This is a genomic window from Aeromonas sp. 25-AL00135 (genome assembly GCF_054052385.1).
On sequence record NZ_JBSTYQ010000001.1, the window covers coordinates 188,189 to 203,628 of the forward strand.

Here is a 15,440-nt window from a genome sequence, read left to right on the forward strand (position 1 = left end):
CGGGGTTATCGAAAGAAGATGCGCCGGATATTCGGGGTGCGAGATTGTACTCGCCCCCACGTCATCATGCAATTTGGCAGGAATATCATGCGAATGGAAAATCAGTTTTTGGGTAATCTGTGGTGGTGGGTTAGCGATAGTTGTTGATGTTCAATTATCCATTGCGAGTTGAAAATCGGGAAACTGTTCACTCATAAAATTGCGGGGGCTGTGGCCATTGCCTGCGGTGGCCAGCCATTCCCAATCCAGTCTTGGCGAGCCCGCCTTGAAGCGTTGATAGGCAACGCCCTGATGAATGGTCAGAAAGAGGGTCGTGGGGAGTCCCAGCTTGTTGCTGTAGCGCACCATCAGATCGCCCTGATAGTCGTTGCTAATTCTGACTTTGAGCGCCTGCAATGTCAGACCGGTGGCGTGACCATGCTCGTCCCAGACTTCAAACATGATGTGAACACTCTGATGTCGATGATGCCACGATGAGCAAGATGGGATGCAATTGCAACTGTCAGATCTGACAAGGTCGGAAAAATGTGATGAGAATGGCAGAAAGCGAAAACCCGGCGCGAGGCCGGGTTTTCTTGAATGATGGTGGAGGGAGAAGGATTCGAACCTTCGAAGGCAGAGCCGTCAGATTTACAGTCTGATCCCTTTGGCCGCTCGGGAACCCCTCCACAGGGGCAAAGCAAATTGTATTCAGCTATTGCAATCAGGGAAATGGTGGAGGGAGAAGGATTCGAACCTTCGAAGGCAGAGCCGTCAGATTTACAGTCTGATCCCTTTGGCCGCTCGGGAACCCCTCCACGGGGTATTTCCTGATTGTCACTACTTTGCACTTGAATGGTGGAGGGAGAAGGATTCGAACCTTCGAAGGCAGAGCCGTCAGATTTACAGTCTGATCCCTTTGGCCGCTAGGGAACCCCTCCCCAAGTGCGAGGCGCATACTATCAGATCCAGAGGCTTTGTGAACCCCTTGATGAGGCATCTGGCAGTAAAAAATGACTGTTCGTCGATTTTTTGATACATCCAGCTCAAAATTCAAGCTTATCAGCAAGTTGTGCGCTGCTTTTCTGCACAAAACAGCATCCGTGCAAGTTGGCGATCGCGCTGAAGAGAAGGGAAATAGCAGAAGACCGCCAGCGTCGGCGGTCTTCTCGGGCATCACATCTAGCGCTGGAACGGGTAGACCGAACCCAGTTTCAGGATCTGGGTCAGCTCGTCCAGTGCGCTGCGGGACTCCTGCACCAGTGCCGGATCCCGCAGGTCATCGAGGGTCAGGCGGTCGCGGTAGTGGCGATCGACCCAGCCATCGAGGCGGGCAAACTGGCTGTCGTTGATAAGGCAGGCCGGATTGACCGCAGCGAGTTCCTGATCGTTCATGGCAACCCGCAGTCGCAGGCAGGCCGGGCCGCCGCCATTGCGCATGCTCTGTTTCACATCCATATAGTGGACCGCCTTGATCGGGGTCTCCTGCGTCAGCAGCTTGCCAAGATAGGCCGACACCGCCGGATTGTCGCGGCACTCGGTGGGGGCGATGATGGCCATCTCACCGCTCGGCAGGGTGAGGATCTGGGTGTTGAACAGATAGGATTTCACCGCATCCAGCACGGAAACTTCTGCAGTCGGCACCTCGATGAAGTGCAGGTCCCCTTCGCCAAACTTGGTACGTACCTCGGCCAGCGCCGACTCGGTATTGAGGAACGCCTGCTGGTGGAAGAAGAGCACGTTCTGGTTGCCCACCGCGATCACGTCGTTGTGGAATACCCCCTGATCGATCACATCCGGGTTTTGCTGAATAAACACCACGCTCTCCTCGCCAAGGCCATGGAGACGGGAGATGGCCTGGCTTGCCTCCAGAGTCTGGCGGGCCGGATAGCGCTTCGGCGCTGGGCGGGAGTAGTCAAAGGCGCTGCGGCCATAGACAAACAGCTCGACCCCCGCCTCGCCATAGGCACGGCAGAGCCGGGTGTGGTTAGCTGCCCCCTCGTCGCCGAAGTGGTCATTCTCCGGCAGATGGAGGTGGTGGCTGAAGTGGCGATCATTGTTGAACACGGCTCGCAGGATACGGCCCGTGACGTCGGGCTCCAGAGAGCGGTGAAACTTGTTGGTCAGGTTGGCGGGGGTGAAGTGAATGCGGCCATCCTGGGTATCGGCACTGGGAGAGACGGTGGCGGCATTGGCGGTCCACATGCTGGAGGCTGAATAGCAGGCAGCCAGTACGGCAGGAGCCTGCTTGGCGGCCTGCTCCAGCACCCGGGCATCGTTGCCAGTGAAGCCGAGGCGGCGCAGGGTGGCGAGATCGGGACGCTCTTGTGGCGCCAGTACCCCCTGGGTCATGCCAAGCTCGGTCAGCGCCTTCATCTTGCGCAGCCCCTGCTTGGCGGCCTCTTTCGGATTGGAAGCCTCCTGGGCATTGCTCTGGGAGGCAACGTTGCCGTAGGAGAGGCCGGCATAGTTATGAGTCGGGCCGACCAGACCGTCGAAATTTACCTCGAAGTGCTTCATTGAGTACATCCTTTCGATTTTTATGATGGGTAGCGGTTCCTTCCGCGCGCAATGCGTCGGGGTTGGGCCATTATAAAGAGATTTTATGTTTTTGTAACAAGCCGGTAACCAGCAGACGTTTTTATGTCGTTTCAGATATAAAAAGAGGGGCGGTATGGCAGAAAATTGAAAAAGCGGTTGCGTCCGGCCTGTTGCCTTCGCATTAATAAATAAAGAAGCAATAAAAGAAGCCGTGTGGTTCGGGCTGGTCAGGCAAATTTGCTCACAAGATTGCTTTTTCGCGCCAAATCTCTTATACAGCCCCACAAAACCGCACACCAACCCCGTCGGGTGCAATGAGGATAATAGTTACAGCATGGGCAAATCACTGGTCATAGTGGAGTCTCCGGCCAAGGCCAAGACGATCAACAAATATCTGGGCAAGGACTACGTGGTGAAATCCAGCGTTGGTCATGTTCGCGATCTGCCCACCAGCGGCAGCGCCAGCACCGAGCCCAAGAAACCTGTCATTCGCGGCATCAAGTTGAGCGAATCCGAGAAGGCTGCCAAGGATCGCAAGGCCCTGTTTGCCCGGATGGGTATCAATCCGACCGCTGGCTGGCAGGCTAACTACCAGATTTTGCCCGGCAAGGAGAAGGTGGTCAGCGAGTTGCAAAGTCTGGCCGAGAAAGCCGACACCATCTATCTCGCAACCGACTTGGATAGAGAAGGAGAGGCGATCGCCTGGCACCTGCGCGAGATCATCGGTGGCGACGACAGCCGCTACAAGCGCGTGGTGTTCAACGAGATCACCAAGAGCGCCATCAAGGAGGCGTTTGCCCAGCCGTCCGAACTCAATATTGACCGCGTCAATGCCCAGCAGGCCCGTCGTTTCCTCGACCGCGTGGTGGGTTACATGGTCTCCCCGCTGCTGTGGAAAAAGCTGGCCCGCGGTCTCTCCGCCGGTCGAGTGCAATCCGTTGCGGTGCGTCTCATCGTCGATAAAGAGCGCGAAATCAAGGCGTTCGTACCGGTCGAGTTCTGGGATCTCAATGCCGACCTGCTGACCGGTGACAAGAGCGATCTGCGGATGGAAGTGGTCAGCCGCAACGGGGCCGACTTCAAGCCGGTGACCCAGGCCGAGACCTTTGCCGCTGTCGCAGCCCTGGAAGGGGTCGACTACAAGGTGGTGAACCGGGAAGACAAGCCGACCGGCTCCAAGCCGTCCGCGCCGTTTATCACCTCTACCCTGCAGCAGGCGGCCTCTACCCGGCTGAGCTTTGGGGTCAAGAAGACCATGATGATGGCCCAGCGTCTCTATGAAGCGGGTTACATCACCTATATGCGTACCGACTCCACCAACCTCAGCAAAGAGGCGGTTGAGGCGGTGCGTGAATATATCGGCGAGCAGTATGGCGCGGCCTATCTGCCAGCCGAGCCGAATTTGTATGGCGCCAAGGCCAATGCCCAGGAAGCGCACGAAGCGATCCGTCCCTCCAACGTACAGGTGACTGCCGAGATGCTGGAAGGGATGGAGCCGGATGCCATGCGTCTGTACGATCTTATCTGGCGTCAGTTCGTTGCTTGCCAGATGACGCCGGCTCAGTACGACTCCTCCACCCTGACCGTCAAGGCGGGTGAGTTCGAGCTCAAGGCCCGTGGCCGTACCCTGCGCTTCGCCGGTTGGACCAAGGCACTGCCGCCGATGGGTCGCAAGGGCGAAGATAGCCAGCTGCCGGCGGTGACCGTTGGCGAGGTGCTGAAACTGGTCAAGCTGGATCCGCGCCAGCACTTCACCAAGCCGCCTGCCCGTTTCACCGAAGCCGCGCTGGTGCGCGAGCTGGAAAAACGCGGCATCGGCCGTCCCTCTACCTACGCCTCCATCATCTCCACTATCGTCGATCGCGGCTATGTGCGGGTTGAGAGCCGCCGTTTCTTCGCCGAGAAGATGGGTGAGATCGTCACCGATCGTCTGGTGGAGAACTTCGTCGAGCTGATGAACTACGAGTTCACCGCCAAGATGGAAGACAAGCTTGATGGCATCGCCGAAGGGAGCCTTGAGTGGAAGAAGGTGCTGGACGCCTTCTACGCCGAGTTTACCCAGGAGCTGGAGAAGGCCGACAAGGCGCCCGAAGAGGGCGGCATGCGTGCCAACCAGATGGTGATGACCGACATCGACTGCCCTGATTGCGGCCGCAAGATGGGTATTCGTACCGCCACCACCGGCGTGTTCCTCGGCTGCTCCGGCTATGCCCTGCCGCCGAAAGAGCGCTGCAAGAAGACCATCAACCTGGTCTCTGCCGACGAGTTTGTCTCCGCCACTGACGGCGAAGAGGCGGAAACCGAAGCGCTGCGCGCCAAGCACCGCTGCGGTGTCTGTGGTACAGCGATGGATGCCTATATCATCGACGATAGCCGCAAGCTGCACGTCTGTGGTCGCAACCCGGATTGCGATGGCTACGAAATCGAGAAGGGCCAGTTCAAGCTCAAGGGCTACGAAGGGCCGAGCATCGAGTGCGACCGTTGCGGCAGCGAGATGCAGCTCAAGAACGGCCGTTTCGGCAAGTACATGGGCTGCACCAACGAGACCTGCAAGAACACTCGCAAGATCCTGAAAAACGGTGACATCGCGCCGCCGAAGGAGGATCCGGTGCCGCTGCCGGAGCTCAAGTGCACCCAGTCCGATGCTCACTTTGTGCTGCGTGACGGGGCTGCCGGTCTGTTCCTTGCGGCCAGCAACTTCCCCAAATCCCGCGAGACCCGCGCTCCGCTGGTGGAAGAGCTCAAGCGCTTCAAGGATCGCATCTCCGCCAAGCACAAGTATCTGGCCGGTGCCCCGCTCACCGATCCGGACGGCAACCCCGCCATCGTGCGCTTCAGTCGCAAGACCAAGGAGCAGTACGTGATGAGCGAGGTCAACGGCAAGGCGACTGGTTGGACCGCTCACTACGACAACGGTACCTGGCAAGAGAGTTTGCCAAAGGCTAAAAAAGCCTGATGAAAAGAGGCCCCGACAAGGGGCCTCTTTGCTTATGGATAGCGGTATACTGAGACAGCTGCAAGGAGTGCAGCTGTCGTCAATCGCGAAGTAGACAAGGAGGTTGAGATGGAGATTAGCGAGATCCGGCCGGGCATGAGCTGCATGACCCGTGAAGGGGCGGCCTATGTGCTGGAGGTTGACCGGCAGAGCCTGCTGGTGCTGCTGCAGCGCGCGGATGAGACCATACCGGTGCAGGTGCGCAGCGACGAGATCCTGGCGCCGCTGGAGTGATCCGGCTGTGATCCCCTCAAAATGGCAGTAGAAAAAGCAGCTCGGCCAGATCGGGCTGCCATTGCCACTCCTTCATTCTGACCCGCCCACCGATCACCACGACCCCTTCTTGCTGCAGGCGTCCCGTCTGTTCGGCAAAGCCTGGCGATCCTTTCGGTAACGAGATAGTGCCCGCTGTGCCCAGCACCCGATGCCACGGCAGTACCTTGTCGGTTTCCCGCAGCACCTTGCCCACCAGTCTTGCCCGTCCGGGCAGCCCCGCCAGATCGGCCACCTGACCATAACTGACCACCCTGCCTGCCGGGATCAGGGCGATGATCGCTTCGATACGGGCAGTTTTGTTCAATGAGGATGGACTTGATTCAATGCTCATAGACCCGATTCGTCAAAAACAACAGAAGCGCCATTGTGGCGCTTCTGTCATGGGGTTGGCAATGATTCAGCCGAAGGTCTGGCTAAGGCCCTTCAGTTGCTTGGCCCGTTCCAGCAGAGCCTGGCTGGAGTGATCGACATCCAGCATCTTCTGACTATTGGCGTGGGAGTAAGCGGATATCTGGTGGATGCTGCGGCTGATCTCCTCCACGACCGCTTGTTGCTGCTCTGCAGCGGTGGCGATCTGGGTGGAGTGTTCGGTGACCAGCTCTATCTCTGTCAGCACGGTATGGAGGCTGCTGGCGCCCTGGCGGGTCATCTCGGCACATGCGCGGGTCTGCTGCAGGTTCTCCTGCATCATCCCCTTCCAACGTCCCAGCGTGTGCTGGATCTGCTTGATGCTGCCCTGGATCTGCTCGGTCGCCTTGTGGGTGCGGGTCGATAGAGTACGCACCTCGTCTGCGACCACCGCAAAACCACGGCCCTGCTCCCCGGCGCGAGCGGCTTCGATGGCTGCGTTGAGGGCCAGCAGGTTAGTCTGCTCGGCGATGCCCTGGATCTCGCCCATGACACTGCCAATCCGTTCGGATTCGCTGGCGAGCTCCACTGCCGAGTTGAACGCCAGCTCAGCCTGTTTGGCGAGCTGTTCGATCTGTTGCTCGGTCTGGTTCAACTGCTGGTTGGTTTGTTCACAACGATTGCGAGCTTCGTTGACCTGACCGTTGGAGTCTTGAATGTTGCGGGCGATCTCGTGAGCTGTGTTGGCCATTTGAGTCATAGCCGCAGCCATCTGCTGGGTCTGGGCATCTTGCTCGTTGATATCGAGACAGGCCTGATGAGAGGCCTGCTTCAGATTGATGGCCAGGGTTTGCAGAGGTGCCGTGGCATCATTGATCCTCCCCAAAACGGTTCGGATGCGGGCCTGCAGCATCTTGATATGAAAATCGGCAATGGCGCCGGGGTTGTCACCGGAGTAGACCAGCCGGGTCAGACTGTCATATTCGCGGCCCAGCTGCTGTAGATAGTGGGGCAGGGCAAAGAGCTCGCGCCAGTAGGCTCCGCCAAGAAGCAACAGGGGCAGCAGCATCAGCAGGACGGTCATGGCCCCTTGGCTGGCGAAGGCCCAGCCCATCAGGCCGAGCAGCAGCAGGGTAATGGCCGGGGTGCGCACTCTGGCAAGAGAGGGAAGGTTGCTGCTGTTGCCGCGCTCGGCCTTGAGCAGGGCTTGGTAGGTCTGAGCGGCGATGCGCTTGAATTGTGGCTCGGGTTTGCAGCGTACCGACTGGTAGCCGCTGATCCTGTTGCCTTCATAGATGGGGGTCACATAGGCATCTACCCAGTAATAACGGCCATCCTTGCAGCGATTCTTGACGATGCCGCGCCAGGGTTTGCCCTCCTTGAGGCGGGCCCAGAGATCGGCGAAGGCGGCCTTGGGCATGTCGGGGTGGCGTACCAGATTGTGGTTGTGTCCCACCAGTTCATCGACCGGGTAGCCTGCGATGTCGCAGAAGGCCGGGTTGGCGTAGGTGATCACCCCGCGCAGGTCTGTGGTGGAGACCAGTTGTACGTCGGCAGGAAACTCCACTTCGCTATCCAGGGTATGGACATCTCTGCGGGTCATAGGAATACGCTCCGATGTTCTTGTTGATAATGTTGTCGTTGTTATTGTGGCAGATCTGGAGGTGGCCGCAGGCTCGCGCCAGCAGGAGACAGACCAGCTTCATTGGGGGCTGGATTTTGCCAATAATGGCGGATGAATGGTAGGGGGAAGTTGATGTTTTGTTGGCTAATCGTAAAAAAGGCGGCCGATTGGCCGCCAAAGTAGAGACAACATTACCTCTGTGGCATCCGGTAGCGCACCTGCAACTGATCGAGGATCTGCAGCTGGCCCGGCAGGCGGGCGGCGAAGTGCTCCCAGCCCTTGTGGGCGGGATCGCTCCAGGCCACCTCGGCCGTGGCCAGCATACGCGGGAACAACATGTAGTCGAGACGATCACGGCTGGTGATCAATTCTGACCACAAGGGGCTCAGCACCCCGAGGATGTTATCGTTGGCATGGAAATCGGCTGGGGCAGGGTCGCAAGCATAAACCTGCTCCAGATTGAGGGTCCCCGCCCAGTAGAGGCCGGGTTCATGAATATCGGCGCTCCAGGCCAGATCCAGATAGAGGAACTGGGCGGGCGCCATCACCACCGGATAACCGGCTGCGGCAGCATCCAGCCCCGCCTGAAAGCTGGTCCAGGCACAGATGGCCGCTTTGCGGCTCACCTTGTCGCCATGCAGGATCTCCTCCCAGCCGATCATCTGTTTGCCTCTGGCGGCCAGATAGCGCTGGCAGTGGCGCAGCAGATGGCCCTGCAGCTCGCGGCAGTCTGCGTAGCCCTGTTCGGTCATCAGCTGCTGGCAGGCGGGGCTGTCGGTCCAGACCCCGGTCGGCACCTCGTCACCCCCCATGTGGATCTGCGGGCCGGGGAAGAGCTCGCATACCTCGTCCAGCACCGCCTCCAGGAAGCGGTAGGTGCCGGGCAGGGCGGGGTTGAGCACGTTGTCATCGAAATGCTGAACCGAGCGGTAGCGGGAGTGATCCGCCGTTTCGATCAGCAACTCGGGCAGCGCCTTGATGGCGGCGTGGCAGTGGCCCGGGATGTCGATCTCGGGAATGACGGTGATGCCGAGCTCAATGGCATAGCTCACCAGCTCCTTCACCTCGCTCTGGGTGTAGTAGCCGCCATAGGGTTCGGCGCCGCCGCTGAGCTGGGGGCCGATCGCCAGATCGTGGCCGCGCCAGGCACCCACATCGGTCAGCTCCGGGAAGGTCTTTATCTCGAGTCGCCACCCCTCGTCATCGGTCAGATGCCAGTGGAAGCGGTTGAACTTGTAGAGGCTCATCAGCTTGAGTAGACGCTTGATGGTGGCCGGAGTGTGGAAGTGGCGGGCGCAATCGAGAAAAATGCCGCGAAAGCCAAAGCGCGGGGCATCCTCCAGCGTGACGCAGGGCAGGCTCTCCCCATGTTGCAGATACCATTGGGCTAGCGTCACCAGCCCATGACGCCAGCCCGTTTCGTCGGCGGCGGCAATTACCACCTCCTGCGGCGTGATGGTGAGTTGGTAGGCTTCGGGGGCCAGTTTGGCCTCGGTCAGCCGGATTTCTGCGTCGTGATCCTGCTCCAGCGCCAGCGATGTGAGTTCGTTGAAGTGGGCCAGCAATTTCGGCACATCGCGGGGGGCGCTGACATGAGCCCGCTCTGCCAGCCGGAAGTTCCCCTCCAGCAGTACCAGATGGGCCGGTTGCGGCACTATACCGGGCAGAGGCTCGATATCCGGCAGATCGGGGCGGGCTACCGGCGGGTTCTCCAGTCCGAGATCCTGCGCCGCCAGCGTCACCGGCAGCAGCTGGGCACCCGTGGTCGCCTCCGGCAGGCTGAGAAAGAAGCCCTGCGGCATGTCGGAGAGCTTCTTGATGGGCGTCTGGCGGCAGCAAAAGCGCAGCTCGCAGCTGCCAGTTTTTGGGACAATCACCTTGTAGCTGCCGCTCTGGCGCTCCAGCTCGCCCCCTTGCAAGGAGTCGGGGTCGATATGGCGAGCCAGACAGAAGTGCAGCTTCCACTGGGTATCAGGCATGCGGGATAGGGTGAAGGTGAACCAGACATCCTCGCCGTCACGTCGGGCGACCTGGGTGTGGATCAGGGGTGTAGACATGGAAAATCCTCTGATTGGGCAAACAGGATGGCGCCATCGAGCGCATCTGCCTGGGGGGGGATCAGGTTGAGCTGGCCGAGACGGGGAGCGAGGCGGGTGCCAATCCCCCCCAGCAGGGCGATCTGTCTGGCACCGAGCTGGGTCATCCCCTCCAGCAGGATCCGCAGCTGTTCGCAGGTTTCGTCCAGCAGCTGATTGGCGAGCTCGTCGCCATCGCTGGCTGCATCGAATACCCAGGGGGCAAAGTGGCCATAGTCCGCAGGAATGGCGCGGGCGGCCCAGCGAACCACCTCGGCCTGATCTCGCTTGAAGCGATCCATCAAGCGGATGGCGAGGGTGCTGGGGGGCAGAATGCCGTCGTGGCAGAGCAGGGATTGCTGGATGGCGCGCAGCCCCAGCCAGGCGCCGCTGCCTATGTCCGAAATGGGGAAGCCGCGGCCGGAGCAGGTGCGGATCTGCCCCTCCTGATAGACCAGCCCCACCGAGCCGGTACCGGCGATCAGGATGGCCCCCTCCCGGCCACCAAAGGCGCCGAGGCAGGCACCGAAGGCATCGGAGGTGAGCCTGACGCTGGCGAAGGGGAAGGGCATCTCGAGCAGGGCGTGATAGCAGTCGGCCAGCTCGGCGGAGGCGAGCGCCAGCCCGACCCCCATCTGCTGTTCGCTCTCGATAGCGATCCCGGCGGCAAGGCGGGCGCTGGCGATGGCGGCCAGTACATTGGCGTGGGCATGGGGGATGCCCAGCTCCAGATTGGAGCCGGCCGCGCGCCCCTCTCCGAGCAGTTTGCCCGCCCGATCCCGAATGCGGGCGCGGGTGTGGGTGCCCCCGCCATCGACGCCGACCCAGAACTCAATCATGGCGACCTCCTGCGGCATTTTGCCAGCTGATGGCCAGGGCGAACCAGGCGGCGTGGGGGATCCACTGCTCGCCCCAGCGCCAGTTCTGATCCAGCCGATCCTTGTACTCCTCCGGAATAAAGGCCACCTCATTTTCGTCATCAAACCCTGAGGTGATGCCGTTGCAGATGCCCCCCTGCGCATTGGGATACCCGGCGGTATAGGTGGGGTTGTTGATGCCGTGGCCCGCCAGCATGCAGGCGTTGAAGGGGTTTTGCCCGAGGATCCAGTCGAGTTGGCGCTGGCCATAAGTGAGCAGCGGCTGGCTCTGGCGAGGGAAGTGGCGGGCGCCAGCAAAGGCCATGGCCGCCAGCGAGGCGAGGCGGGCGTTCTCCCCCTGCCACCAGTAACCGGATTCGTTGTTGTGGGGCATAAAGAAGCTGACGCGCGGCGCTTCATCCACCCCTTTCACATATTGGCGGGCGAGGGAGAAGGGGTTGCCCGCGCGGGCACAGAGCGCCAGCTCGGCGGCCAGCGCCTGCTCCACCACGGTTTGTACCCTAGCCTTGTATTCCTGATCCGGCTCTACGCCCAGATATTCCAGCAGCGCCAGCACCGGCAGGCCCGCCTCGGCGGCGTGATAGTAGGGGCGCGAGCCATCCTCGTTGGCCGACCAGTAGTGACCAAGCTCCGGATGAATGCGCTGGCGGGCACAGAGCTTGCTGGCACGGACTCTCGCTTCATTCAGCCACTCGTTGCCGAAGGTGCGGGTCAGCTCCACCGTTGCCAGCAGGGCGCAGTAGTCGTCGATGATGTTCTCGATCCCGTCATCCAGATAGGAGAGGTTGTGTTCACGCAGATGCAGGTAGCCGCGTTTGGCGGCCTCGGCGTAGCGGCTGGCATCGAAGTCGCCGCTGACGCTCTCGCGGGCGGCGCGGGCCAGCGCGGCGATGGCCATGCCGCCCCCTTGGCGAAAACCTGCCTGCCAGTTGGCGGACTTGAGCCCCTGCTGGGTGGCATAGGCGCATAGCTCGCGCTGCTCCGGGTCCTTGCTCCACTTGTCGAACAGGGTCATGTAGAAGAAGCCCGACTCATCCTGCATCCGGCAGAGGAAATCGGCGCCGTGCAGCGCCTCGTCATTGAGCCGCTTGCAGAGGTTCACCCCGTCGATATCGTGGCGCGGGGCCAGCAGTTCGCGGCACTTGAGCAGGGCCCACACCACCATGGGGGTCTGCTGGGGGTTGAGGTAGTTGGCGTAGGAGAGGTGGCTCAGGTACTTGCTCATGTCGCCGCTGGCATCGAACCAGCCGCCGTGCACATCTTTGTGCTGGTCGGTGCCAAACAGGCGGGCGCTGCGGTCGGCCCGATCAAAGGTGCCGCTGGCGCGCTGCCCCTTGAAGTAGTGAATGACATCGGAGAGACAGCGGCTGGCCAGCAGATCCTGGCCGATGGCAAAACGGGTGGAGCGGACTATGCCTTGGGCAGTGATCGCCTCCAGCCGATAGTCGCCGGGCTCCTTGAAGGCGGAGAAGTCGGCGCGCCAGTAAGCGCGGCCCTGCCAGCCGGGGACGTTGCCAGCCGGTTGCAGCGGGGTTTCAAACAGGATCTGGCCATCATCAAGGCGTTGCAGCCTGACATAGCCGCCGAGATCAGGGGCGGGGGAGGTTTGCAACAGGGCGACCTTGTGTCCGTCGCACTCGTAGCCCACCTGATTGATCAAGAGTTCCATCAAGGTATTACTCCTGTGGTTCACCGCCGGGCGGTGAGGCACATCACGGGGCTGTGGCCGCCCCGTATCGAGGCATGGCCGGACGGGGTTGTCCGGCCGGTCTAAGGCTCACCTTCACTCGTAGAGGTAGCAGCGCACGAAGTGGTTGTCGGCAAGCTTGGTGATGGGGGGCTGCGCCTCCTTGCAGCGGGGCATCGCCTGATTGCAGCGCCCGGCAAAGGGGCAACCGCAGGATTCCGGCGTCCAGAGCGGGATCTCCCCCTTGCGGCCCCCCTCCAGCTCGGCGTGGATACTCTTCTCCGGGTCGGGCACCGCCGAGATAAGCAGCTGGGTGTAGGGGTGCTGCGGGTGATGCAGGATTTCGTCCACCTCGCCCCACTCCACCATGTGACCCACATACATGACCGCCAGATCTTCCGCCACATAGCGGGCGGTGGCGATGTCGTGGGTGATGTAGAGCATGGAGACACCGAGCTCGTTCTTCATCTGCTCCATCAGGTTGAGGATGCCGATGCGAATGGAGACGTCGAGCATGGAAGTCGGCTCGTCCGCCAGCACCACTTCCGCCTCCACCGCCAGATTGCGGGCGATGTTGACCCGCTGGCGCTGGCCGCCGGAGAGCTGGTGCGGATATTTTGCCGCCGTCGCCTTGGCGGGGGTCAGGCCGACCTTTTCCAGCAGGGCGTAGACCATGTCGGGCAGCTCTTTTTTGTCGATCACCTTGCTGTGCAGTAGCAGGGGGCGGGCGATGTGATGATAGATGGTGTGGGTCGGGTTGAGCGAACCGAACGGATCTTGCCACACCATCTGCACGCTCTGGCGATAGTCCAGCAGGGCGGTGCCCTTGTTGAACTCCTCCAGATCGTGGCCGCGATAGAGAATGCGCCCGGCACTGAGCTTGTACATCTTGGCGATGATCTTGGCGATGGTGCTCTTGCCGGAGCCCGACTCCCCGACCACCGCCAGGGCGCGGCCCCGGTGCAGGTTGAAGGTGATGTCGGAGAGCGCCCGCATCTTGCCACTCTTGATGGCATTGGAGTTGATGGGGAAGTCCTTGTAGAGGTGCTGGACTTCGATGATGGGTGCATCGGTTTTGGCGATTTGCATGACAGACATCCTTAACAGCCAGCGGCCTTGTCCAGATAGATCACGGAATCTTGTTGCAGTCCCTGCTCCTCATAGAGGTGGCAGGCGGTCTGTTGCCCGGGGCGGATCTCGGCCAATCTGGTGTACTCCTGACGGCAGCGATCGTGCACCTTGCCGCAGCGGGCCTGAAAGCGGCAGCCGACCGGCACCTCCAGCAGGTTGAGCGGGGTGCCCGGGATCCCCTCCAGCACCTTCTTCGGCCCGTGCAGGGGCGGGAAGGAGTTGCCGAGCCCTCTGGTATAGGGGTGCAGCGGTGCGGTCAGGATCGCCTTGGAAGGAGCCACCTCCACCAGCTCACCGGCATACATGATGCCGATGCGATCGCAGAACTCCACCATCAGGGAGAGGTCGTGGGTGATGAACAGAATGGAGAAGTTGAACTTCTCTTTCAGGGCATAGACCTTCTGCAGGATCTCCCGCTGCACCACCACATCGAGTGCCGTGGTTGGCTCATCCATGATGAGCAGCTCGGGGTTGAGCGCCATGGCGATGGCGATCACCAAGCGCTGACGCATGCCGCCGGAGAACTGGTGCGGGTAATCCTTGAGCCGGCTCGGGTGGATATCGACGATGGTGAGCAGCTCCTGGGCGCGCTTGATCGCCTCGTAACGGGTCAGGCCGGGATTGTGGGCCAGCAGCACGTCGCAGAACTGCTCCTCCATCCGCAAAACAGGGTTCAGGGCGTTCATGGCGGACTGGAACACCACCGACACCTGTTGCCAGCGGTAGGAGCGCAACCGTTCGTCGTTGTAGTGGAGGATATTCTCCCCCTTGAACAGGATCTCGCCACCGCTGATGTAGGCGGGCGGCTTGTGCAGTCGGGCCACCGAGAAGGCGACGGTGGATTTGCCGCAGCCCGACTCACCGGCGAGACCGAAGATCTCGCCCTGTCTGATATCGAAGCTCACCGAGTTGACGGCGCGCACGTCGCCATTTTCGGTGATGTAGTCGACGCAAAGATTGCGTACTGACAGCAGGGGATGCTTGTTCATGCTGTCTTCTCCTGTGCTGTGGCAACCGGAGCGGTGACCGGGGCCGCGAGTTTCTTCCAGCGGCTCAACCCTTTGTGGGAGCGCAGCTGCGGGTTGGCGATCTCGTCGATGGCGAAGTTGAGCAGAGCCAGACCGGCACCCAGGGTGGCGATGGCAAAGCAGGGGGCCAGGATCTCCCACCAGGCGCCGACCAGAATAGCGCTGGAGGTCTGGGCGTTGTAGAGCATGATGCCCCAGCTCACCACGGTCGGGTCGCCAAGCCCCAGGAACTCCAGGGTCGCTTCGGTGACGATGGCGTAGATGATGGAGCCGATGAAGCTCACCCCGATGATGGAGATGAGGTTGGGCAGGATCTCCACCAGAATGATGCGCCAGGCCGGCTCGCCCAGCACTTCGGCGGCGATGACGAACTCCTTCTCGCGCAGGGCCAGAGTCTGGGCGCGGATGACCCGCGCGCCATAGGCCCACGAGGTCAACCCTATTATCACGGCAATCACCGCCGGTGACGCCTCCCCGATAAAGCTCGCCAGCACCAGTAGCAAGGGGAGGTTGGGGATCACCAGCACCACGTTCATCAGGAAGGTGAGGCACTCATCCACCAGACCGCCGAAGTAACCGGCGGTGATGCCGATGGCGACGGCCAGGGTGCAGACCAGCAGGCCTGCGCTGAAGCCTACCAGCAGCGAGATACGGGCGCCGTTGGTGAACTGGGCCCAGATGTCGTGGCCCATGCGGGTTGAACCCATCACGAACTCGGCACTGGGCGGCTGGTGCGGGCGAGCCACCCGTTTGGTCGGCTCGTTGCTGGCCAGAATGGGGGCAAAGAGGGCCATCAGTACGAAGGCAACCACGATGGCGAGGCCACAGGCAGCCTTCTTGTTGCCCAGCAGGATTTTGAGAATGGTCGGCATACGCAT

The 15,440-nt window shown here is 61.1% G+C and carries 12 protein-coding genes and 3 tRNA genes; 2 read left to right on the plus strand and 13 right to left on the minus strand.

Annotated features, from left to right (window positions below; translation table 11 throughout):
- Positions 1–150 precede the first annotated feature (150 nt).
- The 5 genes from ACW5XC_RS00895 to astB all read right to left on the minus strand — a co-directional run bounded on the left by ACW5XC_RS00895 (position 151) and on the right by astB (position 2,499).
- Positions 151–441 (minus strand): hypothetical protein, encoded by a 291-nt coding sequence (locus ACW5XC_RS00895; protein WP_042054517.1) that lies wholly within the window; start codon positions 439–441, stop codon positions 151–153.
- 142 nt (positions 442–583) lie between these two features.
- Positions 584–668 (minus strand) — tRNA-Tyr (locus ACW5XC_RS00900).
- 44 nt (positions 669–712) lie between these two features.
- Positions 713–797, minus strand: a tRNA-Tyr gene (locus ACW5XC_RS00905).
- Positions 798–835: 38 nt separating this feature from the next.
- Positions 836–920: transfer RNA gene (locus ACW5XC_RS00910), tRNA-Tyr, on the minus strand.
- A 241-nt stretch (positions 921–1,161) separates the two neighbouring features.
- The gene (gene astB, locus ACW5XC_RS00915; protein ID WP_042054516.1) at positions 1,162–2,499 is read right to left on the minus strand and encodes an N-succinylarginine dihydrolase; all 1,338 of its coding nucleotides are present in this window, start codon (positions 2,497–2,499) and stop codon (positions 1,162–1,164) included.
- Between the two features lie 355 nt (positions 2,500–2,854).
- On the opposite strand from astB, the gene topA reads away from it, so the two are divergent.
- Complete coding sequence (topA, locus tag ACW5XC_RS00920; protein WP_042054514.1) at positions 2,855–5,476, plus strand: type I DNA topoisomerase; 2,622 nt, start codon at positions 2,855–2,857, stop codon at positions 5,474–5,476.
- A gap of 108 nt (positions 5,477–5,584) precedes the next feature.
- The gene (locus ACW5XC_RS00925; RefSeq protein WP_178378358.1) at positions 5,585–5,749 is read left to right on the plus strand and encodes a hypothetical protein; all 165 of its coding nucleotides are present in this window, start codon (positions 5,585–5,587) and stop codon (positions 5,747–5,749) included.
- Positions 5,750–5,765: 16 nt separating this feature from the next.
- Here the strand turns inward: ACW5XC_RS00925 and ACW5XC_RS00930 are convergent, their stop codons facing one another.
- From ACW5XC_RS00930 to ACW5XC_RS00965, 8 genes are all read right to left on the minus strand, one after another.
- Positions 5,766–6,122, minus strand: a complete 357-nt coding sequence (locus ACW5XC_RS00930; RefSeq protein WP_042054513.1) for an MGMT family protein — start codon at positions 6,120–6,122, stop codon at positions 5,766–5,768.
- Positions 6,123–6,188: 66 nt separating this feature from the next.
- On the minus strand, positions 6,189–7,742 hold the full coding sequence (locus ACW5XC_RS00935; RefSeq protein ID WP_042054510.1) for a methyl-accepting chemotaxis protein: 1,554 nt from the start codon (positions 7,740–7,742) through the stop codon (positions 6,189–6,191).
- A gap of 212 nt (positions 7,743–7,954) precedes the next feature.
- Positions 7,955–9,820 (minus strand): beta-N-acetylhexosaminidase, encoded by a 1,866-nt coding sequence (locus ACW5XC_RS00940; protein WP_042054508.1) that lies wholly within the window; start codon positions 9,818–9,820, stop codon positions 7,955–7,957.
- Positions 9,805–10,677, minus strand: a complete 873-nt coding sequence (locus tag ACW5XC_RS00945) for a BadF/BadG/BcrA/BcrD ATPase family protein (protein WP_005347722.1) — start codon at positions 10,675–10,677, stop codon at positions 9,805–9,807. The genes ACW5XC_RS00940 and ACW5XC_RS00945 overlap by 16 nt, the downstream gene beginning before the upstream one ends.
- Complete coding sequence (locus ACW5XC_RS00950; protein ID WP_042054506.1) at positions 10,670–12,385, minus strand: glycoside hydrolase family 9 protein; 1,716 nt, start codon at positions 12,383–12,385, stop codon at positions 10,670–10,672. Before ACW5XC_RS00950 ends, ACW5XC_RS00945 begins: the two co-directional genes overlap by 8 nt.
- Positions 12,386–12,499: 114 nt before the next feature.
- A complete protein-coding gene (locus tag ACW5XC_RS00955; RefSeq protein WP_042054505.1) occupies positions 12,500–13,492 on the minus strand; it encodes an ABC transporter ATP-binding protein in 993 nt (330 codons plus the stop codon).
- A gap of 11 nt (positions 13,493–13,503) precedes the next feature.
- Positions 13,504–14,523 (minus strand): ABC transporter ATP-binding protein, encoded by a 1,020-nt coding sequence (locus tag ACW5XC_RS00960; protein ID WP_042054504.1) that lies wholly within the window; start codon positions 14,521–14,523, stop codon positions 13,504–13,506.
- Positions 14,520–15,440: an ABC transporter permease gene (locus ACW5XC_RS00965; protein ID WP_042054503.1), complete on the minus strand. Its 921-nt coding sequence runs from the start codon at positions 15,438–15,440 to the stop codon at positions 14,520–14,522. Before ACW5XC_RS00965 ends, ACW5XC_RS00960 begins: the two co-directional genes overlap by 4 nt.

What these genes read in the sequence shown, in the direction of transcription:
- ACW5XC_RS00935 (WP_042054510.1), bottom strand. Translation starts at nt 7,742, where the DNA reads ATGACCCGCAGAGATGTCCATACCCTGGATAGCGAAGTGGAGTTTCCT.
- topA (WP_042054514.1), top strand. Translation starts at nt 2,855, where the DNA reads ATGGGCAAATCACTGGTCATAGTGGAGTCTCCGGCCAAGGCCAAGACG.
- ACW5XC_RS00945 (WP_005347722.1), bottom strand. Translation starts at nt 10,677, where the DNA reads ATGATTGAGTTCTGGGTCGGCGTCGATGGCGGGGGCACCCACACCCGC.
- ACW5XC_RS00950 (WP_042054506.1), bottom strand. Translation starts at nt 12,385, where the DNA reads ATGGAACTCTTGATCAATCAGGTGGGCTACGAGTGCGACGGACACAAG.
- ACW5XC_RS00965 (WP_042054503.1), bottom strand. Translation starts at nt 15,440, where the DNA reads ATGCGTATGCCGACCATTCTCAAAATCCTGCTGGGCAACAAGAAGGCT.
- ACW5XC_RS00925 (WP_178378358.1), top strand. Translation starts at nt 5,585, where the DNA reads ATGGAGATTAGCGAGATCCGGCCGGGCATGAGCTGCATGACCCGTGAA.
- astB (WP_042054516.1), bottom strand. Translation starts at nt 2,499, where the DNA reads ATGAAGCACTTCGAGGTAAATTTCGACGGTCTGGTCGGCCCGACTCAT.
- ACW5XC_RS00930 (WP_042054513.1), bottom strand. Translation starts at nt 6,122, where the DNA reads ATGAGCATTGAATCAAGTCCATCCTCATTGAACAAAACTGCCCGTATC.
- ACW5XC_RS00895 (WP_042054517.1), bottom strand. Translation starts at nt 441, where the DNA reads ATGTTTGAAGTCTGGGACGAGCATGGTCACGCCACCGGTCTGACATTG.
- ACW5XC_RS00960 (WP_042054504.1), bottom strand. Translation starts at nt 14,523, where the DNA reads ATGAACAAGCATCCCCTGCTGTCAGTACGCAATCTTTGCGTCGACTAC.
- ACW5XC_RS00955 (WP_042054505.1), bottom strand. Translation starts at nt 13,492, where the DNA reads ATGCAAATCGCCAAAACCGATGCACCCATCATCGAAGTCCAGCACCTC.
- ACW5XC_RS00940 (WP_042054508.1), bottom strand. Translation starts at nt 9,820, where the DNA reads ATGTCTACACCCCTGATCCACACCCAGGTCGCCCGACGTGACGGCGAG.